The sequence below is a fragment of the Modestobacter muralis genome (assembly GCF_010682105.1).
Lineage (GTDB): Bacteria > Actinomycetota > Actinomycetes > Mycobacteriales > Geodermatophilaceae > Modestobacter > Modestobacter muralis.
This window is the reverse complement of the sequence record NZ_JAAGWH010000036.1, coordinates 56,788-81,676: the sequence shown is the minus strand read 5'-3', so window position 1 is coordinate 81,676 and position 24,889 is coordinate 56,788. Positions and strand designations below refer to the sequence as shown.

Here is a 24,889-nt window from a genome sequence, read left to right as displayed (position 1 = left end):
ATCCTGACGTAGGCTCTTCGTGAAAGCCCCGGTGGACCGCTGGCCTCTGGCCATGTCGCCGGGGCTTCGTGTTGTCCTTCGCGCGTTCCCGCGGCGGTCCCCCGCCTCGTCAGCGACCAGCACCGTCGACGAAGGCGGCATAGCGGCTCTCCGCCGGCCAGCTCTGGTGCCGACCGGTGCGGCAGGTGCTCTCCCCGAGGCGCTCGACCATCCGGTCGCAGAACATCGGGAAGGCGTACCGGTTCCATTCCTCGACCGGCTCGGGAGCGGCCGCGCTCTCCACCTGCCAGCGCAGCACCGCCAGCACCGCCAGCTCGCGAGCGATGTGCGGATGCTGTCGCCAGCAGGCCGGGATCATCTGCGCGGGCCGCCAGGCGTACTCGTGGTTGATCCAGACGGCCACGTCATCGCACCAGCTCCACACGAACGCAGCGAGCTCGCCGCCGCAGCTGGCCGGTTCCCACGGACGCTCCATGTCGGCAACGACGCCGGTCGGTGCCCATTGCCCGGACTCCCGCCGGCGCACGTCCTGCAGCAGCTCCAGTGCGACCAGTACGGCAACCGGCGGAGGCGGGAACGGCAGGACGATCACTGCGCCCACTCCCCGCGCAGCGGGGTGGGCTGCCCACCAGCAACGTCGTCCGGCCGGGCCGTCAGCCGGTGATCGCGAGCGTAGGTCAGCGCTGCGGCAGTGCGCTCCTGAACGTCCACCACCTCAGCCCGGGCACGGGACACCCGCGCGCGGGCGGCCTCGAGCTCGGCCTTGAGCTGCTGCCCGTCCGAGCCGTCGAGGCATCGCCGCAGCTTGGCCAGAATGGGTGACGCAGTGCCGGCGATGACGAGCGCGTGCCGCTCCGGCACGCGACGGATGTCCCCGGGCCGCAGGACTCGCACGTCCTCCCCCGCCCGCGACGTGCCGACGCCACCGGGGCCGTCGGTGACCGTCTGCCGGCTGATCCGCACGTCGTCCAGCAGGTCGGACAGCTCCCGGTAGAAGTGCACGTCCTTGCCCCCGCCGAAGACGACCAGGGCGTTGGTGAGCCCGAGCAGGGAGCGGGCCTCGTCCTCCCCGTAGGAGACGACCATCTGCTTCCACGTCTGCGCCGCGTAGATGAACGACAGGCCGAGGGCACGTTCGTTGGCCATCCGCACCCGCAGGGTGGGCAGCGGGGTGGTCGAGGGCAGCTCGTCGAGGCAGGCCAGGAAGCAGGGCGTCATCCGCCCGTGCGGCGAGGCGTTGGCGACCTGCAGAGCGGTGTCCAGGACGTGCTCGGCGACAGCCGTCATCAGCGGCGCCGCCGAGGCGTAGGGGTCATCGCGGCCGAGGAGGTACACCGTGCCCTGCCGGGTGACCAGGTCGACCAGGTCGGTGGCCGGCCGGCCGGGTGACGGGACGCAGCGAGCGCGGATGGCCGGCTGGAAGAAGAGCGCCATCGCCTGCTGCACGGTGGTGACGGTGTTGCCGACAGTGTCCGGGCTGCCGTGCAGCGCCCCGGCGAGCAACCCGTCCCAGAAGCGAGCGGCGTGCGGGTGCCGCTGCAGGATCTCGGCCGGTTGCTCGGCGGCGACCGGGTTGGCGACCCATTCAAGGACGTGGTCCAGGGTGCGACCAGTGAGGGCCGCGGCGTGCAGGAACCCCTGCAGCACCTTCGCCGTCTCGGCGGCGTAGAACCGCGCGGCGTTGTCCTGGCGACCTCCGGTGACCGAGCCGGTGACCGTGCCGGCGGAGAACGCCTTCGCGCGACGTTCGGCGATCTGCGGATCGACGCAGCCGGCGATCGGATCCCACACCAGTTCCGGGATCCCCGGCGCGGCGCTGAACGGGTCGAGCACCGCAATCGGACGAGACGGCCCGCCGGGCTGATCGGGGCGTTGGCGCCGTCCAGCGGTCAGCAGCAGGTCGTCGACCTTGGTCAGCGTCGCCAGCCCGGCGCCGCGGTGGGCCAGCAGCGCCGGGGCCAGCAGGTCCAGCGTCTTGCCGGAACCCTGCTCGCCGTAGACGCCGGTCGTGCGGTCGTACCGGCACCACAGCTCGACGCCGCGGGGCAGCGAGGAGCGGCCGAGCCGCCAACCGACGTCCGTGGGCTCGAACCGGGACATGCGGATCTCCCTCATGGTCAACGAGCTCGGCCCGGGCCGGGCGCTCGTCCGTGCGCCAACTGCTGGTGCCGGCCGGCCTCACGGGTCGCCGCCTCCAGCTCGGCGGTCGTCTGCGGCCGATCCAGGAGCGCCTGGTTGGCGGCCAGCGCCCGGCGCGGGAAGTCAGCCGTGCTGGGCACGCCGGCCGATGCTGCTCGGGTGGCCACCGCCAGCGACAGCAGCCGGGCGCCGTGCAGCGCCCCAGCCACCGGCTGCAGGTCGACGGCGTCGACGCGAACAAGGCCCCCGGGCCGGTAGCCCCTCAGGTAGGCGGCCACCCGCTCCTCCCTCGGCGGCACGTCGCGGGCGTAGGCGACCAGGGCACCGGTGTCCGCCCACGACCGGACCGTGCGGTACATCAGCTGGGTCGCCAGCGTCGGTAGGTGCTGGGCTGCCGCAGCGACCACCGCACGCAGCGGGTCCGACCGGGACGACGACTCCGAGCCGGTGCGGTTGAGTGCGGCGTGAACCCGAAGCGCCGCTGCGACAGCCGGTGGCGCGCCGGGATGCGGGCGCCGGCTGCCGTCGTCGTACGGGCGAAGTGCAGTGCGCACGGCTCGCCAGGCACGAGCCGCCGGCGGCCCGGCCACCGCCTCGGTCTGCGGGTGAAGCCGCTGCGCGGCATCGCTGAGCGTCTCAGCGGCGAGCGTGTACGCGAGGACCTCAGCCACCGAAGGTGGCTCTGCCCCGTTGCCTGTGACGCGGAGCAGCACGGCCACCGCGTCGGGCACGAGCACCTCGGGGCCCGAACTCGTCAGGACCGGAGGGCCGGACAAAGGTCGGTCGAGGATGGCGGCGTCCGCCCGCGAAGGTGGCTGCAGCGCCGCCGTCTGCTGGACCAGCACCGCCTGCCGCTCGACCTCGGTGAGCCACTGACCCGCCGGGCCGGCGGGCAGCGCCCCGGCCATCATCTCGGCCAGCGGCGTGACGGTCTCGGCCACCGCAGTCGCCGCAGCCCACCGGGTGGCGACCGTGGTGTGGCCGTGGAGGACGGCGAGGGAGTCGGCCGCGGCAGCCGCGAGCTGCGCCAAGGTCGACTCGGTTGCCGGCGCGCGGGCGGCCAGTTCGCTACAGGCGACGGCCAGCGCAGCGACCTGCTGCTCGCGGTGGTCGCCGGGCGCCGGAGACACGCCGTCGCGGCGCAGCTGGGTCAGTGCCCGGCCCAGCTGGCCCAGCGCGGTACCCGCATCGGCGCGGGCCCCGGCGGTGCGCTCGGTGGACTGCGCGGTCTCGGCCAGGGCGTCGAGGAGCTGTCCGAGCGAGGTGGCCATCAGCGCGGCTCCCGCAGCGCCCGCCGGCCGTGCCGGGCCGCGGCGAGGACGTCGGGATGCGCGAAGTCCTCGGGCTCCAGCTCGCCGAGGGTGCGCAGCGCCTGGGTGATGAGCTGGTCGGGATCACGGACGTCGGCAATCGCGGGCACTGGGCCGCTGGGCACGCGCAGTGCGGAAGCGGCTGCCAGGCAGTGCAGCTGCGTCGCCGTCCCGGCCAGCTCGTTGCGGGCCGCTGCGGCGAACAGCCCTGATGCTTCGGCGCGAGCGGTCGCCGGGTCGCTGGTGCGGTGGTCTTCGGGGGCGGGTGCCATCAGAGGGCTCCTTCGAGTGGCGGGACGGCGGGCGTGAGCTGGGCACCCGACGGTGCTCCGACGCTGGTGGCTCGGACGGGTGGTCGCCGGGATCTGTGGGCGCCGTCGAGGCTGGGGACAGTGGTCACCGGCGACCTCGCGCCCGCAATCGGCGCGGGGCCTTGGGCGGGTAGCGGTCGGGACGGATGACCGCCCGGCCGGCGCGGAGCTGGGAGATCCCGAGGGCCTGCTCGGCCTCGCCGCGGCTGGCCATGCCGCTTCGGGCATCACCCGGGCGCCGGTACCGGCTGAGGAAGACCCCGCTGACCACGGCGCCGGCGCAGAGGACGAGCTCTGCGACCGCCACGCATGCGTAGGTCGCAGTCGGACCAGCGATCCGGCGGAGTTGGTCCGGTGGCAGGCCGCGTCCGGGATCACCGCTCAGGAGCCCACCCAGGACGCGGGTCACGGTCTCGCTGCCGTCCGGCCAGACCCAGCCACCGCCCCACAGTGCCGAGGCAAGGCCGAGCCCGACCATGGCCGCCAGCGATACAGCGACCAGGGCGCCGCCGGCCGTTGCGACGGCGAGCTCCCATCCTCTGCTGATCGGCTGCGGATCGCGACGTCGGGCGGGCGTCGTCACGTCCCGGCCCTCCGTCGGCGATGGATGTCCACGTCCATGTCTCGTTCCCTTCTCTGCCGGTCAGCCGGCGGTGGACGGCAGGTCGACGCCGCGGTCGGCCAGCCAGGGCACGGGGTCAACGGGTGCGCCGTGGACACGGACCTCGAAGTGCAGGTGGACGCCGGTGCTGTTGCCGGTGGCGCCCTGGTACCCGAGCAGCGCACCCGCGGGGACCTGCTGCCCGGGAGTGACGGTGTAGCCCGAGAGATGGGCATAGCGGGTCGCCACCCCATCGCCGTGGTCGAGCTCGACGAGGTTGCCGTAGCCCTTGAGGTCAAGGCTGCCGTCGCGGTCGCAGTAGGTGCTGGTGCAGGCAGCGCTGACCACGGTGCCGGCTGCGGCGGCGTACACGGGGGTGCCACGGGGGCCGGCGAAGTCGACGCCGGCGTGCTGGCTGCCCCAGCGAAACCCGAACCCGGAGGTCAGCTGGCCCGTGGTGGGTCGGGTCCATGCGCCGGCCGGCACCGGCAGGGCGGGGCAGACGCCGGCCACCGCACCCGCCGGACCTGCAGCCGCCCTCTGCGCTGCCGGCCACAGCATCGCAGTGAGTTGCCGGGCGAGCGGCTCCCATCGGGCGTAGGCATCCCCGTAGGCCGAGACCTGCACGGCCTGCGCGGCCCGGGTCAGCGGGATGGACTCCCAGTTCGGCACAGCGACGAGCCGGGTGTAGAAGGCGTCAGCGGCGTAGACGGGGTCCATCAGCTGGGCGACGGTCCCCCAGCCGGCGATCCACCGCTGCTGGAAGGTGTTGACGCTGTCGTGGTCCGAGCCGAGCCCGTCGTGCGGATGAGTCAGGCTGGCGGCGGTCACCGCAGCCTGCTCCGGCGTCAGCTCAGGGCTGCTGCCGTCGTTGGCCAGCATCCGCAGCCGCGACTCCTGCCAGGCGGTCGCCAGCGCCACGGTGGCCGCGTAGGAGTCCAGGCCTCGGGCCGTACCGGCGGTGACGATGGTCTGTGCGTGAGCCATCTGGACGGCGTCCAGCTCGATGCCGGCGACGGTGGCTCCGGTACCGGCTGTCGAGCAGGCTGACGACGCCAATGCCGTCGGTGTGGCCGCGGCGGCGAGGACGGCCAGCGGGATGAGCAACGTGAGCGCGGCCAGCACCGGCAGTGCGAGCGGGAGGGCGGCCTTCCACAGCCAGGCCCTCACCATGCGTTTCGCCGTCCCGGTCATGCCGGTGTCCCCAGGGCGTCGTTGGTGTCGGTCAGGGTGACGTCCAACGAGGTCCGGACGGTCTGCACCTTCGCCACGTGGCTGCCGACCAGCCAGAGCGCTCGGCCCCTGGCCGCGGCAGCCCAGTCGGTGACGATCTGTTCGGCCATGGGGCTGAGACCGAGCAGCTCGGAGAGCTCGTCACCGATCTGATCGTCCTGGCCGAGCAGCACCTTCGTGGCGCAGAGGTGCAGCAGGTCCTTGGCGATGGCCACCGCCTGGCTGCCCGCGTCGCCGACGGTCAACATGTCCGAGGGCTTGTGCGCGATGACGACCTGGATGCACCCGTCGTTCCGCGACAGCCGCAGGTCTGCGTCCAGGGACTTGACCGCGTCGGTGCCAAGCCGCATCTGCTTCCAGCACTCGTCCCGGATGACGATCCGCAGGTCGCCGGGCTCGGCCAGCTGGGTCATCGCCCGGCCCCAGGAGTTCAGGCAGGTGAGCGCCACGCCGACGGCCTCGTCACCCAGAGAGTCCAGCCGGGACAGGGACAGCGACTGGATCGGTGCACGCCAGTCGACCGAGATGGTGGTCGGTGCGTCGAAGAGGCCCGCCAGGTGTCCGGTGACCAGGGCTCCGAGTGCATCGCGTACCGGCCGGGTCTCGTCCAGGAAGTGTTGTCGGCCGGCGTAGCGGCACGCGTCGACGAGTTCGTCGCTGGGCGCGCGAAGCGCCTGCCAGAGCTGAGGGATGGTCACCTCCCGCATCCGGTCGGCTCCGTCGGTGTAGCCGGTCAGGTCGCGGAGGACGTGCCCGACAGCGGTCTCTGCGGTCGGGCCGAACGGCACGTGCTGGGAGCCGACGAGCCCTCGGATGAGCAGCAGCCAGCGGGAGAACACCATCGCCGCGCGGCGCCGTGCCTCCGCCCGGGGCAGCTGGGTCCAGTCGTTGCCCAGTGGCCCGAAGTCCAGCGGGTTGATCCGCGCAGGGAGGCCGTGACCGACCGCGTGCGGCTGGACCTGCAGAGCCCGGCAGAGCGGCTCGTACTCGTCCTTGACGTCGCCGAGCACCAGCGTGCGGTAGCCGTAGGCCATCTGCCGAAGGGCGAACATCTTGACCGTGCCGGACTTCCCTCGGCCCGGTGCACCGAAGAAGATCATGTTCGGGTTGGTGACGCCGGCGACGCTGTTGAGCGTCCAGCCGATCGGATCAGCGGAGAAGGCTCCGCCGGAGAGGTAGTCGATGCCGAGCAGTGCACCGCCCGGCGGCAGGCCGTCGCCCGCGATCAGTGGCCAGACCCCGCCGACCTGCTCCGAGGTCATCCGGTAGACGGCCAGCGGGGCAGGCACCGCCGCCCAGCCGGCGGCCTGGCCGGTTCGGCCACGTCGGCCGACCAGCGAGTCGAAGGGGTCGACGTCGGCTGGGCGAGCCGGCGGCGAGAGCAACGGTGGCAATTCGTGGCCGAAGTCCGAGACGAGCTGCGCCACTCCCCTGCCCCGAGTGCTCTGCCGCTCACGGCCGATGCGGCGGCTGCTCACTGGGCACCTCGGCGCCGGGGCAACCCGATCCCGAGCGGGATGCATGCGGCAGCGAACGCGGAGTCCTGGGCGAGGTCGAGCCGCAACGGCTTGAACCCGCTCCCGGTGACGCTCGCCTCCAGCCGGCGGCCGTAGTCGGTGATGGACCACGTGCTCGGCACGGTCACCGACACCGCGACGGACACGCGGACGAGCGCATTGCCCTGGGCCAGTCGCACGTCCTGACCCTCGACCCGCGCCGCGTCGCGACGGTGTGCCGCCCGCTCCCTGAAGCCGCCGCGGCGCCGGAGTTCAGTCGCCAGCTCGGAACTCATCGACTCGTTGCCGACCATCCGGTCCGCCCTGGTGGAGCTGATCGGTTCGAAGAAGACCGTGGCGCACCGACGCTCCCCCGCCGCCGTCGGGGTGAGGACCGGCGCGAGGGCACCCATGACCGCACCCTTGTCGGGCAGCAGGACGGTGCAGGTCGCCGAGTGCCAGGCGTCGTGCACGTAGTGGCGCCGTTCCGGTGGAGGCGCTGCGGTCGGCCCCGCAGCGGCCATCGGCAGTACCGCGGCGATGCCCGAGTCGGTGCGTGCTGCCAGCTCGGCGGTCGCCAACCCGGCGCGGTCACCCGGGGCGAACCCGGTGCGGATGGCCGACGCGAGCCCGGGAGAGTCCAGCCAGGTCACGCTCGTGCAGCCCACCGGTCCGACCAGCCGGGCCTCGATCTCGCCCATCACCCCGTAGAGCACGCGAGCACGGCCGTCGACGCCGCCTCCGGCTTCCTTGGCCTGGCGGTGGATCCGACGTTCCGGTACGACCAGCGTCACGAACGCCTCGTGTCGCACCCCGGCATGGGTCATCACCGCGGCGAGCTCTGCAGTGACCGCCCGCGCGAGCCGCGGGGCCTCGGGGCGCAGATGGGTCTGTTGCCACGCGGCGCGTTCGGCACCGTCGTCGGGCAGTGTCCGAACCTGCAGGGCGACGACCGACACCAGCTCGGTGGTGGCCGCGCCCTCCAGCAGCTCAGCAAGTCCGATGCCCATCCGCGTGCGAGCGGTGGACTCAGACATACCGATCCCGGGGTGGGTGATCCGAGCTACCACGGCCCAGGTCCGCTCCCGGTGGTCGGCGACGACGACCGGGCGGGCCAGCAGCGGGCCGAAGGGCGGACCGTCATGGGTCTGGATCCCGGACAGGACGCCCGGCAGGTCAGCGTCATCCAGGTCACCAGTGGTGCCGGCAGCGGCCCGGGACTGCCAGTCGGTCCAGCCCAGCGCGCCACCGATCCCGCGGAGCAGCAAATCGAGCGCCCAGCGGAACGCCGACCGCCCCCTCACGGGAACGGCCAGCAGCACGACCAGGACCGCCCAGGCGGGTGCCCACGCCAGTGCCAGCAGCCATCGATTCGCACCCGCAGCGAGCACCATGGGAAGACCCGACAGCGCCACGCCGATCCAGGCCCGAGCGCTGAGCCCGCCAAACCAACCCGGCTTGTCCTTCGACCACGACCCATAGCGGACCGGTCCGGCTGACACGGTCACAGAGCCACCACCGCAGCCACCTCGGGAGCCGCGGCGCCGACGGCCGGCTCGGCCTTCGCCCAGGTCGCCAGGCCTCCGCTCCGGCCCGGCGGCTCCGCAGAGATCCCCGGCCCCCCACCCGACGGGGATGTTGCTCGCGAAGGATGGGGAAGGGCACCTCCCCCGCCGTCTGCCGAAGCGTCGGGAGTGCCAGCACCTCCACCAGAGCCAGAGCCGGTCGTGGCGCCAGCGGCGGCCGCCTGACCGCTTCCGCTCGCGCGTCGGCTGCGGCGCTGACCGGTCGACATCAGGCTGTGACCGGGGTGCCCGACGCCGGTCGAGCCGAGCACGTCCGAGGCGACGTCGACGGCCCGGTGGGCAACCGAAGCCGCCGCGCCGGTGCTGGCGCCCACCGCCGAGCCGACCGCCCCGAGCATCGAGCTGAGCCGGCTCGCGGACTGCGCTTCGGCGGCGGCCTCCCCCTGCGAGCGTCCATCGCCACCGCTCTGCGCAGCGGCACCGCTACCCGACGCCTGCTTGCCGCCGGACAGGACCCCGGACAACCCGCCGGCATCACCCCACGACTGCCGTAGCGCCGACCCCGACGCGGTGCCCGGATCCACGAACGCCAGCAGCCGGAAGAGCACGAGCGGACACAGGGCACCGATCGCCACCATGATCGCGCCGATCACTGCTGCTCCTGCGGCCTGTGCGGTGGAGTCACCCTCGCCGGCGACGACGCCGGCGGACAGTTGCACGCCGATGCCCAGCACCAGGGCCGCGGTCGGCGCGATGAGCAGGCAGGAGAAGAACCAACGCAGGCTCTTCCAGAACCACGCCTGCGTGCTGTCGTTGAGCAACCCGGCGGCCGCAATGGGCGCGGTGGCGACCAGGATGATCAGCGCGGCCGCCCGAACCAGCGAGATCACCAGGTAGAAGAACGACGCGGGGATGAGCAGGAGCAACGACGAGAGGCCGAGCACGGTGGCCGCCGTTGCGTCCACCACCTCGCGCGGCCACGAGCTACCGGGATCGAACGCCGACAGGCTGTCGACCCGCAACATGGCCTGCAGGATCCCGCGGGACAGGCCTGCAGCGGCCGCGACCAGGCCGGCGGCCACCCCCAGGTAGCCGACCCACACGAGACCGAACTGGCCGATACCGAGCAGTACCCGGCCGAGGGACTGTCCGTCGCGACGGACCAGGGCCACGGTCAGCTGGACGAACATCATGGTCGCTGCCACCGAGGCACCGATCCAGAGCGTCGTCGGCAGCACTGCGCCCATCGGCCCGTCCGCAGAAACGTCCGGCGTCGTGAACGCATCGACGACCTCGAAGGCGAGGCTGAGCAGCCAGAGCCCCGCCGACCAGATGCTGACCATCGCCGCCGTCCAGACGTCCGCAACCGCGGCAGAGGCCGCGTCCCCCAACCAGTTCAGTGGATTGAGGTCGATGGCCAGGACGTCGTTACTCATGTCGCAGGTCCCGGTAGCCGACGCTGAAAGCGACATCCGTGCCGGGCCACACTGACGGTGGCGTGAACGGTTCAGCGCCCGGCCCGATCAACCACCGGTCGGTCTGCCAGACCATTCGCTGGCAGTCCGCCACCGCCCCCCGGGCAGTCCGTTGCAGCGTGACGTCGATTTCGAAGTCGACACAGGGGACGACGAAGTCCGGCCCGACACTGCCCTTGATCAGACCCATCAGCGGCGTCAGCACGACGGCGAAATGCGTCGAGCCACCGCCCGACAGGCCTGCGCCATCGAGGAGCCGTTCGACTGCGCGCACGCCGGACCAGCTCGTGGTCGTCGGGCCGCCGGGCATGGCCCAGGCTCTGATCACGGCACGTGCGCCGGCCAGCGAGCCGGACTCAAGAGCGATCTGGTCGATCGCGACGAGCTGCGCCAACGCTCCTTCCGGCGTGCGGGGGAAGCCCGTCGGTACGCCGACCGGTCCGGTCCTGGTTGCCGGGGGAAGCAGGATGGGCGCGCCCGGATCGAGGTTCGAGACGGGCGCGGGGTGTGAAGCCGACTCCGGGACTTCCGGCATCGGCCTGGCGGCCAGGGAGTCCTCGGGTGAGGTCCGGTCGGTCGCCTCGGTGGCTGGTGCGGCTCCGGACCCGACCGCACCGCCCGCACGATCAGAGCCCGTGGGCCCGGAGGCCGGGCGGACGGCGTGCAGGACAGCCAGCACAAGACCTGCTGCCAGGACTGCGACCGCGACGCCCGCACCGGTCAGCAGGGTCCGCATCTTCCGCCGTGACCATGGGAGGCCGTGCGGCTGACGGCCGCGCCGATCGCCCAGCATCAGCAGCCGGTCCCGACGATCGACAGGACGATGACGTACCCGACGACGTAGAGGATCGCGCCGACCAGGCAGATCAAGATTCCGTCCATCCCCAGCCGGGCCCCTCGGGGGTGGTGGGTGACCCGGCCCCAGATGAGCATCCCGACGCTGGCGAAGAAGCAGATCGCCAGGACGGCCAGGACGCCCCACTTGACCCACGACTGGATCTGGTCGGCGTAGACCTGCATGCCGGGTGGTGCCGCCGGGCAGACGCCTGCCGCCATCAATGAGTCTGCGAGCCGGGCGGTCATCGGGATGCTCCTGGGAGAGATCCGCGACCAGTGGTCGTGACTGACGTCGGCGCGACCCCGGGGCGCCGGGAGCCCAGCAGTACGAGCAGCGCGTGGCCGGCCGCCTGGACGGAACTGGGCAGTGGACGGCCGGTGAGGCCGGTGACCTCGAGTCGCCGCTCGATCGGAACGGCGACGACCCGTCCGGCGAGGCGCAGAGCACGCAGTCGAGGACCCGAGCTGGCAGCGACCTCGCCGGGCCATCGGCCGGCACCGACGGCAGCGACGACGACCTGGTCCCCCAGCTGATCGAGGAGCGCCTCCGTCAGGCGAACACCGGGGACGGTCGGCCGGCAGACGACAACGGTGTGTGCGCGGTCGACGGTCCGGGCGGCTCGACCGTCAGCGTCCAGCCCGAGATCGAGGACCGTCACCCCCGCGTGATCGCCGGCCGGCACCGGCCAGCCGCCCGGCAACGCATCCGTTGTACGGCGGTCGATGGTGACGGTGGACCGGAGGCCCCGGCGCCAGGCCCCGGTGTCGTCGCTTCCCAGCTCCGTCGACGCTGCGGCGCCGAGGCCGGAACGGGCGGGGTGCGCGTTGTCGATCAGGTGCGCTGGTCGACCAGTTGCTGCAGCAGCATCGCTGATCGCCAACGCCACAGTGGATGCCCCAGCGCCAGCGTGCCCCGCCAGTACGGTGATCCAGCCGGTGGGCAGGCCACTGTCACCCCCGGCCCGGTGCCTCCCCGGTGTCCTGTCACCCCGGCGCGTCTGAGGCTCGGGAGGGGTGTCACCCCTCGCGCCGGCGCAGGGGGTGACCTGCCCTGCTCGCAGTTCCCGCAAGGCCTGCTGCACCTCGGCGACGGCCAGTGGGCGACGCCCCTCGGCGGGGTGACCGGCATGGAGGCCCTCGCTCGACCCCGTGCTCTCGAGAGCAGTCAGCGGGGTGCTCACGCGACCGCCGCCAGGTAGTCCCGAGCGACGATGCGCAGGGCGGCGATGGTTCGGTTCCGCCGGCGGTAGAGCGTGCGGGTGGAGATGCCGTATTCGGCGGCGACCTTCGAGTCGCCACCCTGCTGGAGGTCGCGGCCGCACTCGGTCGCGATCAGCAGCTCCAGGTCCGCGGCGTCCACCCCGGACCGGACCGCCCACTGCAGCAGGTCGGCGACGTCGACGTCCTCGGCGTCGTCGCACGGGTCAGCAGGGATCAACCGGGTGACGTCACCATCGACGGTGAGGAACTCGCCGCGTTCCGGGTGGCGGCGGTCTCGCGGTCGCAGTTCGGCGAGCACCGCGCGACGGGTTTCGGCCCGCAGGTTGGCAGCCACCGCGCGCGGACGGCGCTGCCACGGGTAGCGCCGGATCTGGCAGGTGAGCTCACCAACAACCACGGCGACGATGTCCGGGCTCAGGTCCCGCAACTGCCGGGCCATCGTCCAGACCAGCCCGCTCAACAGGTGCAGCAGCAGGTCCAGCGCATCGTCGTCACGTCCGCCGTCGACTGCGGCCAGGCGGACGAGTGCGCCGAGGACGGCGTTGCCGCGCTCGTGCTCGCTGGTCTCAGAGCAGGCAGCGACGAGGTCAGCGACGCCGGTGATCCCTGCGAGTGCAGGCTCCGTCGTCGCCCATCGGGTCAGGACGGCATCGCCGTCGAGTCGGGCGGTGAGCGCCGGCCAACTGCCGACGATCGTGGGGTCGTGGAACATCTGTGGCGCCTCCGGCATCAGTGCGATGCCGTCGACGCTCCGAGGAGACGTTCAATGAACCGTCACCCCGGGTGCGGTGACATCCGGGGTGACGGTGAGCGCTGGCGGCCCCCCCGGCCCGCCTTAGACGCGCTAACCGGCTGTTGACCGGGTGCCGCCGATGCGCCGCTCCTGAAGGCGTCGATTCCCGACCGCCGTCAGTTGAGTGAGTCCGTAACGGGTGGTGGCCACGTCGGCGCGAGTCTCAGTCCTGGCCAACCGCTCAATGAGCCGATCAGCCCACCCGCGCTGAACCGGGCTCTACCGCAGGCGCTGGCCAGGCGGGGACTGCGACGCTCGCGTGCCCCCCCCCCCCCCCCCCCCCCCCCCCCCCCCCCCCCCGCCCGCTCAGCTGTAGGTGGGCAGCAGACTCAGTGGCTTGTCCACCGCGTCTTCGCGGGTGCCGTTTCGCGGGGTCGCTGCGAGGGCGCTGGTCAGGGCGAACCGGTCTGCGCGGATGAGGGTGTGCCGCCACTCGATCGGAACGCCGTGGCTGGTGCCGGTGCGTTCCACGGCGAAAGCGGCAGCCGGAGGCTCGATGTTCAGCACGGCGTGTTCGGCTGCGGTTGGGATGACCGCCCGAACGGTCTCCTCGCCTCCGGTGACGGAGATGCCGGTCATGGCCATCAACTGGTCGTAGAGGCTGGTGTGGGTGAAGTCAGCACCCAGGAGGGGCTCTCCCACGGAGGCCGGCAACCACACCCTGTCCAAGGCGAGTGGTTCGCCCTCGGCCAGGCGCAGCCGCTCGAGGTACAGCAGCGGTGTTGACTCCTCCAAGCCGAGCCGGACAGCCACGAGCGCATCAGCGCGGACATCGAGCTTCCGGACCCTGGACTCCTGTCTCAAGCCCGCCGACTCCACCGATCCGAACAGTGAGTACACGATTCCGGTCGGCTGTTCGATGAGCGCGCCGGTTGCGACCCGCGGCCTCCGCCCTCGGCCGGCGGAGACAACCCCCTCCGCTCGGAGGGATCGCAACGCCTCCCGGATCGTGTGTCGGCTGACCTGGTACTGCCCTACGAGATCCATCTCCCCAGGGAAGCCCTCGATGAACTCGCCCGCATCGAGACGCAGTCGCAGATCGGCCAGTACCTGGCGCCACAGTGGTACGCCGCCAATGCGATCGAGTGGTCGCCAGCCTCCTGCGCTGGCTGGCCCAGCTGCACCTCTTCCGAGATCGCTCACAGGACGACCGCCAGCAGCATCAGCACGCCAGCAATACCCAGGGCCCACCACAACGGCTTAAGCGAACTGCTGGCCGGGGCCGCAGTCGAGTTGAGCTGGGGCACCATGTGCGCGATCAGGCCGGGATCCCGCGGCGAGGGCGACCCGACGGCGAGATCGTTCTCCCAGAAGGTGAAGAGCTCGACCTCGGCTCGCCCCGTGGGCCAGCTCCGCTGGTCACGCTTGTTGCTACGGAACCGCACGCATCCTCCTGGTCTGGGTGGGGCTGCAAAGCCGCTGAAGTGAGCCGGACAGGCAGGAGTGCCAGCGCGTCAACCGCGATGTCTGCCATCGCCTGTGCTGACTCTGACAGTCACCAGGATGGCATGTAAATGTCCGGACGTCTCAGTGGGTTGGACCGTACATTCATCAATCGGCCAACGCCAGGTCGGCCCGCACGGCCGAGGCTGGCCGCAGGCGATCCATCTGGTTCAACTGCAGGACCGGCTCGATGGACTGGGCGTTCTCTGCGGACAGGGGAAGCTAGCCGCCTTGTCCGCCGAGGAGCGCTGTACGTACATTGAGACCGCTCCCGCCCCGCGGCTCCGACTACACCCGGCCGAGGAGCGCCGACACCGAGTCCGGCAGACAGTTCACCCTCCCAGGGTTGCTCGAAGCAGAGCTCTCGCTATCGTCAACGCTAGCCATCGTGCTCAGTCGATCGTGATCTTGTTCCGGCGCCGACCAGTCGCTCGCACTCTTCGCAAGGAGACCGCATGACCATCGCTCCGGCACCGATCGTGAGCCGGCCGAGCCCAGCTCTCGAGGCCGAGAAGGGGTCGCGGCTCCTCGGCCTCCTGCGGACCACCGATCACAAGACCATCGGCCTGATGTACATGGTCACGTCGTTCGCGATCTTCATGATCGGCGGCTTCATGGCGCTGCTCATGCGCGCCGAGCTGGCCCGCCCGGAGCTGCAGTTCCTCTCGCCCGAGCAGTACAACCAGCTGGTCACCATGCACGGCACGGTCATGCTGCTGCTCTTCGCGACGCCGATGTTCTTCGCTTTCGGCAACCTGATCATGCCGCTGCAGCTCGGCGCGCCCGACGTCGCCTTCCCGCGGCTGAACGCCTTCTCCTTTTGGTTGTTCTTCTTCGGCGCTGCACTGGTGCTCAGCGGTTTCTTGACGCCGGGTGGCGCCGCGGACTTCGGCTGGTACGCCTACGTGCCGCTGTCCACCGAGGCCCACAGCCCTGGTGCCGGCGGTGATCTATGGATCGCCGGGCTCATCGTCTCCGGGCTGGGCACGATCCTCGGTGGGGTCAACTTCATCACCACGATCATCACCCTGCGGGCGCCGGGCATGACGATGTTTCGGATGTCGCTGTTCACCTGGTCGTCGCTGGTCACCAGCGTCCTGATCCTGCTGGCCTTCCCGATCCTGACCGCGGCGCTGATGGCGCTGCTGGCCGATCGGCACCTCGGCGCGCAGGTCTTCACCGCCGAGAACGGCGGGCCGATGCTGTGGCAGCACCTCTTCTGGTTCTTCGGGCACCCCGAGGTCTACATCATCGCGTTGCCGTTCTTCGGGATGATCAGCGAGATCATCCCGGTGTTCAGCCGCAAGCCGCTGTTCGGCTACAAGGGCATGGTGTTCGCGCTCATCGCGATCACCGCCCTGTCACTGGCGGTGTGGGCTCACCACATGTTCGCCACCGGTGCGGTGCTGCTGCCATTCTTCGCCTTCCTGACCTACCTGATCGCCGTTCCAACGGGCATCAAGTTCTTCAACTGGATCGGCACCATGTGGCGCGGCCAGCTGACGTTCGAGACCCCGATGCTGTTCGCGATCGGCTTCCTGATCACCTTCCTGCTCGGCGGCCTGACCGGCGTGCTGCTGGCCAGCCCGCCGCTGGACTGGCACGTCAACGACAGCTACTTCGTCGTGGCCCATTTCCACTACGTCGTCTTCGGCACCGTCGTGTTCGCCGTGTACGGGGGGATCTACTTCTGGTTCCCGAAGATGTGCGGCCGGATGATGGACGAGAAGATCGGCAAGCTGCACTTCTGGCTGACCTTCATCGGCTTCCACGCCACGTTCCTCATCCAGCACTGGCTGGGCAACGAGGGCATGCCGCGCCGGTACGCCGACTACCTGCCCACCGATGAGTTCACGACGATGCACACAATCTCCACGATCGGGTCGTTCGTCCTCGGCGCTTCCACGATCCCCTTCATCTACAACGTGGCGAAGAGCTGGAAGCACGGCCGTCCGGCGCTGCGCGACGACCCCTGGGGCCACGGCAACTCGTTGGAGTGGGCGACGTCGTCCCCGCCGCCGCGGCACAACTTCGTCGAGATCCCGCGGATCCGGTCCGAGCGCCCGGCGTTCGAGCTGCACTACCCGCACCTGAAGGACCGCCTGCAGGTCGAGGCGCACGCGGGCAAGCGGCACGAGCCGTACGCCCCCGAGGCCGGCCTCACCGGCGGCAGCCGGGCCGGGGCCAACGACCCCGACCCGACCTGATCCAGATCAACGGAGAACGCCCCGCCGGCCACTGGCCGGCGGGGCGTTCTTCTTCGCCACGCTTGATCTGACAGGACGAAAGTCTCCTGCGAGCTGCTCAGCCATCGACCTGACGGGACGATCACGGGGTCTTCGGCATTGGAAGGCCCCTCCGCTCAAGGGTGGAAACCCCATGCACTGCGGGAGGGCCGGGACCGTCGTCGGACGACCAAGGAGCTGGCCCGCGGACCTCCGTCGCACAGGTCAACCGCTTCATCCGGTGAAGTCGACCGGCATGACCCCGCGGTCTGATCCCCGGGCGATCGGCATGCCGGTCATGCTGCCCCATTCGGTCCACGACCCGTCGTAGTTGCGCACCTGCCGGTACCCGAGCAGGTCGTGCAGCACGATCCAGGTGTGCGCGCTGCGCTCACCGATGCGGCAGTACGTGATGACCGACTGATCGGGGACCAGCCCGGCGGCACCGTAGAGCTCCGCCAGCTCCTCACTGGGCCTGAGGCATCCATTCAGGCTCACGGCGAGGTCCCAAGGGATGTTGCGTGCGCCAGGGATGTGCCCGGGGCGGTGAGCCGTCTCGCCGGGGAACTCCGGCTCGCTGAGCCACTGACCGGAGTACTCCTGCGGAGTGCGGACGTCGACCAGATGCCCACCGCGGGCGGCCGCCACGACGTCGTTGCGGCCGGCCCGCATCTCCTGGTGCAGCACGGGGTCCGGCGCTCCGCCCCGCTCGCGGGGTCCTGTTACGTCCACCGTGAGGGGGAGCCCCCGCATGATCCACTGCTGGCGTCCACCGTCGAGCAGCCGGACGTCGGGCAGACCGAAGGCGGTGAACAGCCAGTACCCGTAGGCCGCCAGCCAGTTGTTCAGGTCGCCGTAGAAGACGACCGTCGAGCCGGCCGTGATCCCCAGTCGTTCCCACAGCGCCTTCATCGCCTCCGGGCCCGGGAGGTCGCGACGGACCGGGTCCTGCAGGTCGGCCGCCCAGTCGACGAGCTGAGCCCCCGGTGCGTGGCCTCGGTGGTACAGCGCCGGGCGGTCATCGACCTCCAGCAGCACGAGGGACGGGTCGCGCAGGTGGTCGGCCACCCAGTCGACGTCGACCAGCACCCGCCGGCGACGGGCCGCGAGGTCCTCCATCACCGCACCGGTCCGGTCAGGTGACCGTCGAGGAGTCGGTGACCTTCCACGGTCAGGGTCACCTGCCCCTCGATGCGCTGCAGCGGCGCCCGCGCACCGACGAAGAAGCCACCGAGCCCGCGGGCGTCATAGCCCCTGTTCCGCCCCAGCGCGGCGAAGGAGTCCGCGTCGGCGCCGTGCCGTCCGCGCTCGTATACGTCGACGAGCAACTGGTAGTAGCGCTCGGGCCGCTGCCGCGAGCCGGCGGCGCCACCGGTGTCCAGGGTCCTCAGCAGCGACTCCAGCTGGTCCAGGCCCTCCCGCATCCGGGCCACCTCGCTCCTCGCCGCCGACGCGCTGGGAACACGCCCGTCATCGCGCGCGCGCCGCTGTGCAGCCATGCAGTTGCTCCCCTCATCTCTTTCGCTATCGTCGGACCAAGCGAAGCAGACGCTGATCGTTCCCACACCCGCGCTGTGCGCAGGGCCGCCCGCTGCGGGACCGTTTGCTCGGGCACCCACTGGCGAACAGAGGAGTCAGCATGTCCAACGCGTCGTCCCAGGTTAGTTCCACCCACGCTGCCGTCACCTCGCGCGGACTGCCAGGCCGCTCGGTGCTCGCTGGGCTGCTCATCGGCGTGGGCGTGGCGGGCTTCATCGACGAGACCGTCTTCCACCAGCTGCTGCACTGGCACCACTCCTATGACAAGTCCACCCCCACGGCCGGACTGGTGTCCGACGGCTTCTTCCATGCCGGGAGTTGGATCGCACTGGTGGTCGGCTGGTTCCTCATCGCTGACATGCACCGCCGTCGCGCCACGGTGCCCAGGCGAGTCCTGGCCGGCGGCCTGCTGGGTTGGGGCGCCTTCCAGGTTTACGACGGGCTCTTCCAGCACAAGGTGCTGGACCTGCACGAGATCCGCTACGGGGTCAACCTGGCGCCCTACGACCTGATCTGGAACATCTCCGGCGCCATCGGCATCCTGGCGGGCATCGCCTTGCTGTTCGGCTCGGCTCGGCCGATCAGTCTCCGCCCGGGCGTCGATGTGCCCGAGACCGCTGGGCAGCACGGGCAGACCGCCAGTCGGTAAGGGCGCTGCGACCAGGCGAACGATTGATCATGCACGAGCACACGGGCACCGGCGGAGCATCGGGCTGGGTCCTTGCACTCCTCCCGTTGAGCATCGCCGCGCTCCTCTACGTCCTCGCCCGAAGACGCCTGGTCAGCCGCGGGGGCGCCTGGCCGGCCGCCCGGACCTGGGCAGCACTGGGTGGGATGCTGTGCCTGGCCGTGGCCCTGACCCCGCCGCTGGCCGACCGGACCGGCTACTTCCCCGCCCACGTCGCCCAGCACCTGCTGACCGTGATGCTCGCCCCGCTGCTGCTGGCCCTGTCGGCGCCGGTCACGTTGGCACTGCGGTCCCTGCCGGTGGTCCCGGGCCCGACCGGCGCCCCACGCAGGCTGCTGCTCGAGTTCCTGCACAGCCCACTCCTGCGCGTCTTGACCACGCCCCTGGTCGTGGCAGTGCTCGAGGTGGGCTCCCTCTACGGGCTCTACTTGACGCCGCTGTTCGGTGCGCTGCACGACCACGCGTGGCTGCACGTGCTGGTGCACACCCACATGTTCCTCAGCGGTTGTCTGCTGTCCTGGCTGCTCGTCAGTCCCGACCCGATGCCGCACCGGCCCTCGGTCACCGTGCGCGTGGTGCTGCTGATCGTGGTCGCGGGGGGCCACAACATCCTGGCCAAGCTCATGTACGCCCGTGCCCTGCCGGCCGGGGCCGGCCCGGTGGAGGAGGTGCAACTGGGCGCCCAGTGGATGTACTACGGAGGCGACCTCATAGATGTCCTGCTCGCCGTGGCCCTCTTGGCGGGCTGGTACCGCCGCAGTGGTCGCGCGCTGCGCCACGAGCGGCGACGGGCAGCCTCCTTGGACAGGACCGCCCCGGGCACCATCGCGCCGTCCTGACCAGTGCGGCCGTCGCTGCCCGCGCGGCACTGGGGCGTGAGATCCACTGCCTCGGGTAGCGCTCCACACAGAGGAACACGCAAGCGCACCATCAATCGCGAGGAGCAGACTCAGGTTGGCCTGCCTTTGCAGCACCCTCTCCGATTCGGGGGGCAGATGATCACCGCCCCCTCGGACCGGCTGGCGGGCACGGCGGTGGGGGCTCAGGCGGTGCTGCTGGTCTGGCTCGGCTGGCCGGCTCGTCGTCCCCGCCACGCGCTCCGCGCATCGGTCGGGCGACTGCTGAGCGCAGCAGGCCTCCTGGTGGCGGCATCGGCTGCCCGGGCCATGGGACCAGGCCTCACCCCTTCCCCAGTGCCGACCGAGGCAGCAGAGCTCCTCCACGACGGACCGTTCGCGTCGGTGCGTCATCCGATCTACAGCGGCCTGCTCGTCTTCGCCGTCGGTCGGATGCTCAGCGCTGGGCGGTCGCGTCTGCTCCCAGCCGGTCTCCTGACGCTGCTGCTCACCGGCAAGGCCCGCTGGGAGGAGCAGTTGCTGACCGCCCGGTTCCCGGACTACCGGCAGTACGCAGCGAGCACTCCCCGCTTCTGGCCTGGCATGCCACTGCTGCGCAGGATCAATCCCCCGCCGGTCACCGACGCCAAGCACTGACGCCGGCCCCTCGCCCCGCCCGTGATCAGTCCCATGCGGGGTGTCCGCAGTCTGGACCGCCGGGGCCGGGATCCGCGGTGTGGCCGGGTGAGGAAACGACGCGCTCGTCGAGCCAGCGATCAGCGATGGCTGGCGGCCAGGTCAGTGTTAAGGGGGCGGGGAGACGACCACGGTGGCCTGGAGCACCCCGACCGTCAGCCCATTGACCTGACAGGGTTCGACGGCCGTTGCATTCGGCGCTTGGCGCGGATGGCCGCGGCCCCGTAGAGCACGACGGCGGCGACCGACAGTCCGACGGTCGCAGTTGGGTGTCAGGCAGCAGCTTCCTCAGCCGCGGGCGCGTGCTCGTGGTGCACGTCAGCCGGCGCGGTCGGCGGGCGCGGTGGTGCGCCCTTCGTCGCGGGTGCGGACAGCCAGGATCACGCCGATCAGCAGCAGGACGCCGCCGGCGATGTTCCAGCCCAGGTCGTAGGGCAGCAGGTCGACGCCGTAGCGGACCTGATGCAGCCCGAGCAGCTTGTGGTCGACCAGGCCGTCGAACAGCTGAAAGGTCCCGAGACCGAGGAACAGACCGGCCCACGCCGACCGGGGCGCCAGCGCGTGCCGCCGGCGCAGGTCGGCAAACAGGAAGAAGCCGGTGACCAGCAGGACCAGCTCGCCGGCGTGCAGCAGCCCGTCGGACATCAGCGCCACGTCGCTGGTTGACCGGTCGTAGAAGTGGTGCCAGGCAAGGATCTGATGGAAGACGATCTCGTCGATGCCCGACATCACCGCGAAACCGATGATCGTCGTGACCATCATCGAGCGCCCGCGGTTGGGCGCGCCCACCTGTGACTGAGCATCTCGGGATCTCGTTGTCACGTCTCTGCCCTCCCGCCTTCTGTCACCGCGGGGCGGGGCGACCAGTGCACATCGTCAGTGCTCACACCCCTGCGCGCTCGGTGAGCAGGTCCTCCGCCCACAGCTCGTCCCCTCGTACTGCTGACGGATCAGCTGCTCCGCTGCCTCGCGTCCTTTCTCCAGTTCCGGCCTGACGCGGGTGAGCACGAGGGCACCGAACCGCGCCTCGGCCGCGGTTCGCGCTACCTCGCTCGGTGTCGCCCGCAGTTGCCCGTGCGGCACCTCGCGGTCGGGCAAGGCCATGTCTTGCAGCAACAGGTCACCGTCATGCGCCAACTCGACCATCGCGGGAAAGCGCCCCCGACGTCGCCGCTGATCCCCAGCGACCGGCCACCGGCTTTGATCCGGTAGGCGACCGCCGGCATCATCCCCCGGTGCCACCGCGACGGCTCGCACGGTGAATCCGTCCAGTTCGAGAACGGTGTTGATGGACGGGTGCGCCGGCCGCTGCGCACCTCCCGCGGGTCCCGGGCCAGGCCGGGCAACGTGTGCACGTAGCCCCAGGTCTCCGCGTCGCCGAAGAGCAGGCCGCAGATGCGGTCGCAGCCGGGGTGCTGCTCGCGACCGGGCGGGCGGGCGTCAACGGTCAGGCCCGTGCCGATGCCGCCGGCCAGGAAGCGGGCCTTGGGGGAAGCGGATGGAGGCCAGCACGCTGCCTGCTATGAGGCCGCCGGTGCCGAGTCGGTTCTGTCGCTAAAGGGACCACCGCTGGCTGCCGCGGCGGACCTAGTGCCGTCGGCGGCTTCGAGGGAGCGGCCGGCCACCACCCGAGCGACTGCTTGGGGGGTCTAACCCAGCAGCGCCATGAGCGAGGACGTGGCGACGTAGATCGCCACGGCGATGCAGAGGGCGGCGAAGGCACGGGTGAGTGTGTTCGCCGACAACCGGTCGGCGACCTTCTTCCCGGCGAAGGATCCGGCGATGGCGGCACAGGTGAAGGGAGCGATCACGGCCCAGTCGAAGTCGGCGGTACCAGCGCGGGCGAGCAGGGACCCACCGGAGTTGATGGCGATGACCAGCAGCGAGGTGGCGATGGCCGACGGCATGGACAGCCCCAGAGCGAGGGTGAGGGCGGGGACGATGACGAACCCACCCCCGACGCCGAAGAACCCGGTCAGGAAGCCCACCAGCAGGCCTGCGGCGGCGATCTTGGCCATGCGCAGAACGCGGGACCCGATACTGACCTGACCGGTTGCCGACGGGCTGGTCGTGGGGGCCAGGAGGGTGGCGGTCGACGTCGGGGCACCGGCTGGGCGGCCGGGGCCCGCCGCCGGTGCGGTCGCCGAGGGCGGGGACGAGTTGGGCCCGCTCTTGGTCAGCATGGCGATGGCCGCGATCAGGATCAGCCCGGCAAACGCCAACAGCAGCACGTCGGGGTCGACCAGGCGGTTGGCTGCCGTACCCAGGAAGCTGGCCGCGACCCCGGTCACGCCGAAGGCCAAGCCGATCCCCCACCTCACCCGCCCGCTGCGCGCGTGGCCCAGCGACCCGATGAGCGCCGTGACCCCGACGATGAACAGGCTGCTGGTCGTGGCCTGCCGCGGGTCTTCACCCAGCACGTAGACCAGCGCGGGAACGGTGAGGATGGAACCACCGCCCCCGAGGGCGCCCAGGCTGAGGCCGATCAGCAGCCCGAGGCCGATCGTGGCGGCGATGATCACGCGACGGTCCCCGGGTCCCCGCTGTCGCTGATCACCGACTGGCCGGCGGCGGCCCAGGCCTTCATCCCGCCGGTCACGTTGTGCACCGGGCGGCCGGCTGCGGCCAGCGCGTCCGCCGCCTTGCCCGACCGGTTGCCCGAACGGCAGATCGCCACGACCGGCAGGTCGCCTGGGACGGAGTCCGCGCGCAGCTCGCCCAACGGGATGTGCACCGCCTCCGGGGCGTGGCCCGCGACCCACTCGCCCGGCTCGCGGACGTCGACGAGGACGGCCTTCCCCGCACCGACCAGCGCGGCGGCAGTTGCGGCGTCGATGTCGGGAAGACGGTCAAGCGGGGGGCTGGCCTCGGGCACGGGAAGTCCTCTCCGGTGAACGACACAAAACGACTGCGGGCGCCTGCCCGGCGGCGGCAGCCGCACACGCTTCCTGCAGGGCCGAGCGACCCCTGGCAACCGCCCACTTCTTAATGTACGGTCAATCCAAGCATTAGGTACGGACATTTACAAGTGAGGGGTCCCAGATGCTCGAGGTCGAGGTCATCGCCACCGACGCGTTGGGAGACCGCAGCTACGTGGTGCACGACGGTGTCACCGCGCTGGTCATCGACCCACAGCGCGACATAGACCGGGTGCAGCAGCTGCTCACCGACCGTGCGCTGACGCTGTCGCTGGTGGTGGAGACCCACCGGCACAACGACTACGTCACCGGCGGTTACGCCCTGGCCGCCGCCGCCGGCGCGACGTACGTGGTGCCCGGCGGAGAGGACATCACGGTCGGGGACCGCACCGTGGTCGACGGCGACCAGCTCGAGGTCGGCGCCCTGCAGGTGGCCGTCCTGGGCACCCCTGGGCACACCCACGGCCACGTCGCCTACGTGGTGTCCGAGCCCGACGGCAGCACACCTCCGGCACTGTTCTCCGGTGGGTCGCTGCTGTTCGGCAGCGTGGGCCGCACCGACCTGCTGGGGCCGGCCGACGCCGAGGGGCTCACCCGCGACCAGTACCGCTCGGCGCGCCGACTGGCCACCGAGCTGCCCGATGAGACCCGCGTCTACCCCACCCACGGGTTCGGGTCCTTCTGCTCCTCGGGCTCGGCCACCGGCGGGGACAGCAGCACGATCGGCGAGCAGAAGCAGGTCAACGACGCGCTCACCACCGACGACGAGGACACCTTCGTCACCCGGCTGCTCGCCGGCCTGGACGCGTACCCCGCCTACTACGCCCACATGGGCGCCCGGAACAAGCAGGGGCCCAGCGAGCCCGACCTCAGCCCGGCCGACGTCACCGACCCCGAGGAGATCCGCAAGCGGATCGCCGCCGGCGAGTGGATCGTCGACCTGCGGGAGCGCCGCACGTTCGCGGCCGCGCACGTGTCCGGCTCGGTCTCAGTCGCCCTGGGCACCCAGTTCGCGACCTACCTGGGCTGGCTGATCCCTTGGGAGACGCCAGTGACGCTGATCGCCGACACCCCTGAGCAGATCGCCGACGCGCAGCGGCAGCTGGTGCGTATCGGCATCGAACGCCCCGCGGGGTCCTCCACCGAGCCGGTTGCGGCCCTGGCCGGGGAGGACGGGCCGCGCAGCTACCCGACCGCGAACTTCGCCGACCTCGCCCAGCGCCAGCAGGCCGCCTCCGGCCAGCCCGGGCACGGCCACGACGACGGCCACCCCTGGGTGGTCCTCGACGTCCGCCGCGACGACGAGCGGGCCGCCGGCGCGATCCCGGGATCGGTGCACGTGCCACTGCACAGCCTCATCGAGCGCATCGACGAGGTCCCCGAGGCGACCCTGTGGGTCCACTGCGCCAGCGGGTTCCGGGCCTCCATCGCCGCCAGCCTGCTCGACCGGGCCGGCCGGGACGTTGTCTACCTCGACGACGAGTACTCCAGCGCCGTCCAGCTGGGGCTCGCCCCCAGCTGACACCCCCTGCTCCTGAGGCGGGGCCCTTCGTGGGACGACCGAGCTCTGGTCACCTCGCGATGTCACAGCAGACAACGACG

25 protein-coding genes are annotated in these 24,889 nt (G+C 71.2%); 5 read left to right on the top strand and 20 right to left on the bottom strand.

Annotated features, from left to right (window positions below; translation table 11 throughout):
- Window positions 1–109 precede the first annotated feature (109 nt).
- From GCU67_RS13485 to GCU67_RS13415, 15 genes are all read right to left on the bottom strand, one after another.
- Window positions 110–592, bottom strand: a complete 483-nt coding sequence (locus GCU67_RS13485; protein ID WP_163611734.1) for a hypothetical protein — start codon at window positions 590–592, stop codon at window positions 110–112.
- The gene (locus GCU67_RS13480) at window positions 589–2,100 is read right to left on the bottom strand and encodes a type IV secretory system conjugative DNA transfer family protein (RefSeq protein WP_163611733.1); all 1,512 of its coding nucleotides are present in this window, start codon (window positions 2,098–2,100) and stop codon (window positions 589–591) included. Before GCU67_RS13480 ends, GCU67_RS13485 begins: the two co-directional genes overlap by 4 nt.
- A gap of 17 nt (window positions 2,101–2,117) precedes the next feature.
- Window positions 2,118–3,410 (bottom strand): hypothetical protein, encoded by a 1,293-nt coding sequence (locus GCU67_RS13475; protein ID WP_163611732.1) that lies wholly within the window; start codon window positions 3,408–3,410, stop codon window positions 2,118–2,120.
- The gene (locus GCU67_RS13470) at window positions 3,410–3,721 is read right to left on the bottom strand and encodes a hypothetical protein (RefSeq protein ID WP_163611731.1); all 312 of its coding nucleotides are present in this window, start codon (window positions 3,719–3,721) and stop codon (window positions 3,410–3,412) included. The genes GCU67_RS13475 and GCU67_RS13470 overlap by 1 nt, the downstream gene beginning before the upstream one ends.
- Window positions 3,722–3,845: 124 nt before the next feature.
- Window positions 3,846–4,067 carry a hypothetical protein gene (locus GCU67_RS21980; protein WP_246215097.1) on the bottom strand — a complete coding sequence of 74 codons (222 nt, stop codon included), beginning with the start codon at window positions 4,065–4,067 and terminating at the stop codon, window positions 3,846–3,848.
- 336 nt (window positions 4,068–4,403) lie between these two features.
- The gene (locus GCU67_RS13460; RefSeq protein WP_246215096.1) at window positions 4,404–5,534 is read right to left on the bottom strand and encodes a M23 family metallopeptidase; all 1,131 of its coding nucleotides are present in this window, start codon (window positions 5,532–5,534) and stop codon (window positions 4,404–4,406) included.
- Window positions 5,535–5,551: 17 nt separating this feature from the next.
- Complete coding sequence (locus GCU67_RS13455; RefSeq protein ID WP_338105000.1) at window positions 5,552–7,072, bottom strand: ATP-binding protein; 1,521 nt, start codon at window positions 7,070–7,072, stop codon at window positions 5,552–5,554.
- The gene (locus GCU67_RS13450) at window positions 7,069–8,592 is read right to left on the bottom strand and encodes an SCO6880 family protein (RefSeq protein WP_338105002.1); all 1,524 of its coding nucleotides are present in this window, start codon (window positions 8,590–8,592) and stop codon (window positions 7,069–7,071) included. The genes GCU67_RS13455 and GCU67_RS13450 overlap by 4 nt, the downstream gene beginning before the upstream one ends.
- A 2-nt stretch (window positions 8,593–8,594) precedes the next feature.
- On the bottom strand, window positions 8,595–10,052 hold the full coding sequence (locus GCU67_RS13445) for a type IV secretion system protein (protein WP_163611727.1): 1,458 nt from the start codon (window positions 10,050–10,052) through the stop codon (window positions 8,595–8,597).
- Window positions 10,045–10,485, bottom strand: a complete 441-nt coding sequence (locus GCU67_RS21975; protein ID WP_246215095.1) for a hypothetical protein — start codon at window positions 10,483–10,485, stop codon at window positions 10,045–10,047. Before GCU67_RS21975 ends, GCU67_RS13445 begins: the two co-directional genes overlap by 8 nt.
- 398 nt (window positions 10,486–10,883) lie before the next feature.
- Window positions 10,884–11,174 (bottom strand): hypothetical protein, encoded by a 291-nt coding sequence (locus GCU67_RS13435; protein ID WP_163611725.1) that lies wholly within the window; start codon window positions 11,172–11,174, stop codon window positions 10,884–10,886.
- Window positions 11,171–11,809: a hypothetical protein gene (locus GCU67_RS13430; protein WP_163611724.1), complete on the bottom strand. Its 639-nt coding sequence runs from the start codon at window positions 11,807–11,809 to the stop codon at window positions 11,171–11,173. The genes GCU67_RS13435 and GCU67_RS13430 overlap by 4 nt, the downstream gene beginning before the upstream one ends.
- 296 nt (window positions 11,810–12,105) lie before the next feature.
- Window positions 12,106–12,879, bottom strand: coding sequence for a hypothetical protein (locus GCU67_RS13425; RefSeq protein ID WP_163611723.1), 774 nt, complete (start codon window positions 12,877–12,879; stop codon window positions 12,106–12,108).
- A gap of 369 nt (window positions 12,880–13,248) precedes the next feature.
- The gene (locus tag GCU67_RS13420; protein WP_163611722.1) at window positions 13,249–14,085 is read right to left on the bottom strand and encodes a UTRA domain-containing protein; all 837 of its coding nucleotides are present in this window, start codon (window positions 14,083–14,085) and stop codon (window positions 13,249–13,251) included.
- Window positions 14,082–14,327: a hypothetical protein gene (locus GCU67_RS13415; protein ID WP_163611721.1), complete on the bottom strand. Its 246-nt coding sequence runs from the start codon at window positions 14,325–14,327 to the stop codon at window positions 14,082–14,084. The genes GCU67_RS13420 and GCU67_RS13415 overlap by 4 nt, the downstream gene beginning before the upstream one ends.
- Window positions 14,328–14,840: 513 nt before the next feature.
- Here GCU67_RS13415 and ctaD point away from each other — a divergent pair.
- Window positions 14,841–16,592, top strand: coding sequence for an aa3-type cytochrome oxidase subunit I (gene ctaD, locus GCU67_RS13410; RefSeq protein ID WP_163611720.1), 1,752 nt, complete (start codon window positions 14,841–14,843; stop codon window positions 16,590–16,592).
- 252 nt (window positions 16,593–16,844) lie between these two features.
- On the opposite strand, the gene GCU67_RS13405 is transcribed toward ctaD, so the two are convergent.
- Together GCU67_RS13405 and GCU67_RS13400 are read right to left on the bottom strand one after the other, a co-directional pair.
- On the bottom strand, window positions 16,845–17,729 hold the full coding sequence (locus tag GCU67_RS13405) for a sulfurtransferase (RefSeq protein WP_163611719.1): 885 nt from the start codon (window positions 17,727–17,729) through the stop codon (window positions 16,845–16,847).
- A complete protein-coding gene (locus GCU67_RS13400; RefSeq protein ID WP_163611718.1) occupies window positions 17,729–18,034 on the bottom strand; it encodes a hypothetical protein in 306 nt (101 codons plus the stop codon). The genes GCU67_RS13405 and GCU67_RS13400 overlap by 1 nt, the downstream gene beginning before the upstream one ends.
- Before the next feature lie 215 nt (window positions 18,035–18,249).
- Here GCU67_RS13400 and GCU67_RS13395 point away from each other — a divergent pair, with 215 nt between their 5' ends.
- From GCU67_RS13395 to GCU67_RS23035, 3 genes are all read left to right on the top strand, one after another.
- Window positions 18,250–18,798, top strand: coding sequence for a DUF2243 domain-containing protein (locus GCU67_RS13395; protein ID WP_163611717.1), 549 nt, complete (start codon window positions 18,250–18,252; stop codon window positions 18,796–18,798).
- Window positions 18,799–18,884: 86 nt separating this feature from the next.
- Window positions 18,885–19,676, top strand: coding sequence for a cytochrome c oxidase assembly protein (locus GCU67_RS13390; protein ID WP_163611716.1), 792 nt, complete (start codon window positions 18,885–18,887; stop codon window positions 19,674–19,676).
- Window positions 19,677–20,078: 402 nt separating this feature from the next.
- Window positions 20,079–20,330, top strand: a complete 252-nt coding sequence (locus tag GCU67_RS23035) for a hypothetical protein (protein ID WP_420846353.1) — start codon at window positions 20,079–20,081, stop codon at window positions 20,328–20,330.
- Between the two features lie 357 nt (window positions 20,331–20,687).
- On the opposite strand, the gene GCU67_RS13380 is transcribed toward GCU67_RS23035, so the two are convergent.
- The 3 genes from GCU67_RS13380 to GCU67_RS22465 form a co-directional block, all read right to left on the bottom strand.
- Window positions 20,688–21,158, bottom strand: a complete 471-nt coding sequence (locus GCU67_RS13380) for a DUF2243 domain-containing protein (protein ID WP_338104998.1) — start codon at window positions 21,156–21,158, stop codon at window positions 20,688–20,690.
- Between the two features lie 860 nt (window positions 21,159–22,018).
- The gene (locus GCU67_RS13375) at window positions 22,019–22,891 is read right to left on the bottom strand and encodes a sulfite exporter TauE/SafE family protein (protein WP_211661340.1); all 873 of its coding nucleotides are present in this window, start codon (window positions 22,889–22,891) and stop codon (window positions 22,019–22,021) included.
- The gene (locus GCU67_RS22465; RefSeq protein ID WP_338104997.1) at window positions 22,888–23,244 is read right to left on the bottom strand and encodes a rhodanese-like domain-containing protein; all 357 of its coding nucleotides are present in this window, start codon (window positions 23,242–23,244) and stop codon (window positions 22,888–22,890) included. The genes GCU67_RS13375 and GCU67_RS22465 overlap by 4 nt, the downstream gene beginning before the upstream one ends.
- Before the next feature lie 167 nt (window positions 23,245–23,411).
- On the opposite strand from GCU67_RS22465, the gene GCU67_RS13365 reads away from it, so the two are divergent.
- Window positions 23,412–24,809 (top strand): rhodanese-like domain-containing protein, encoded by a 1,398-nt coding sequence (locus GCU67_RS13365; RefSeq protein WP_163611713.1) that lies wholly within the window; start codon window positions 23,412–23,414, stop codon window positions 24,807–24,809.
- The last annotated feature ends 80 nt before the right edge of the window (window positions 24,810–24,889 follow it).

Coding starts and splice junctions, on each gene's coding strand:
- GCU67_RS13480 (WP_163611733.1), bottom strand. CDS start 2,100: ATGTCCCGGTTCGAGCCCACGGACGTCGGTTGGCGGCTCGGCCGCTCC.
- GCU67_RS13475 (WP_163611732.1), bottom strand. CDS start 3,410: ATGGCCACCTCGCTCGGACAGCTCCTCGACGCCCTGGCCGAGACCGCG.
- GCU67_RS13470 (WP_163611731.1), bottom strand. CDS start 3,721: ATGGCACCCGCCCCCGAAGACCACCGCACCAGCGACCCGGCGACCGCT.
- GCU67_RS13460 (WP_246215096.1), bottom strand. CDS start 5,534: ATGGTGAGGGCCTGGCTGTGGAAGGCCGCCCTCCCGCTCGCACTGCCG.
- GCU67_RS13445 (WP_163611727.1), bottom strand. CDS start 10,052: ATGAGTAACGACGTCCTGGCCATCGACCTCAATCCACTGAACTGGTTG.
- GCU67_RS13435 (WP_163611725.1), bottom strand. CDS start 11,174: ATGACCGCCCGGCTCGCAGACTCATTGATGGCGGCAGGCGTCTGCCCG.
- GCU67_RS13425 (WP_163611723.1), bottom strand. CDS start 12,879: ATGCCGGAGGCGCCACAGATGTTCCACGACCCCACGATCGTCGGCAGT.
- ctaD (WP_163611720.1), top strand. CDS start 14,841: ATGACCATCGCTCCGGCACCGATCGTGAGCCGGCCGAGCCCAGCTCTC.
- GCU67_RS13405 (WP_163611719.1), bottom strand. CDS start 17,729: ATGGAGGACCTCGCGGCCCGTCGCCGGCGGGTGCTGGTCGACGTCGAC.
- GCU67_RS13400 (WP_163611718.1), bottom strand. CDS start 18,034: ATGCGGGAGGGCCTGGACCAGCTGGAGTCGCTGCTGAGGACCCTGGAC.
- GCU67_RS13395 (WP_163611717.1), top strand. CDS start 18,250: ATGTCCAACGCGTCGTCCCAGGTTAGTTCCACCCACGCTGCCGTCACC.
- GCU67_RS13365 (WP_163611713.1), top strand. CDS start 23,412: ATGCTCGAGGTCGAGGTCATCGCCACCGACGCGTTGGGAGACCGCAGC.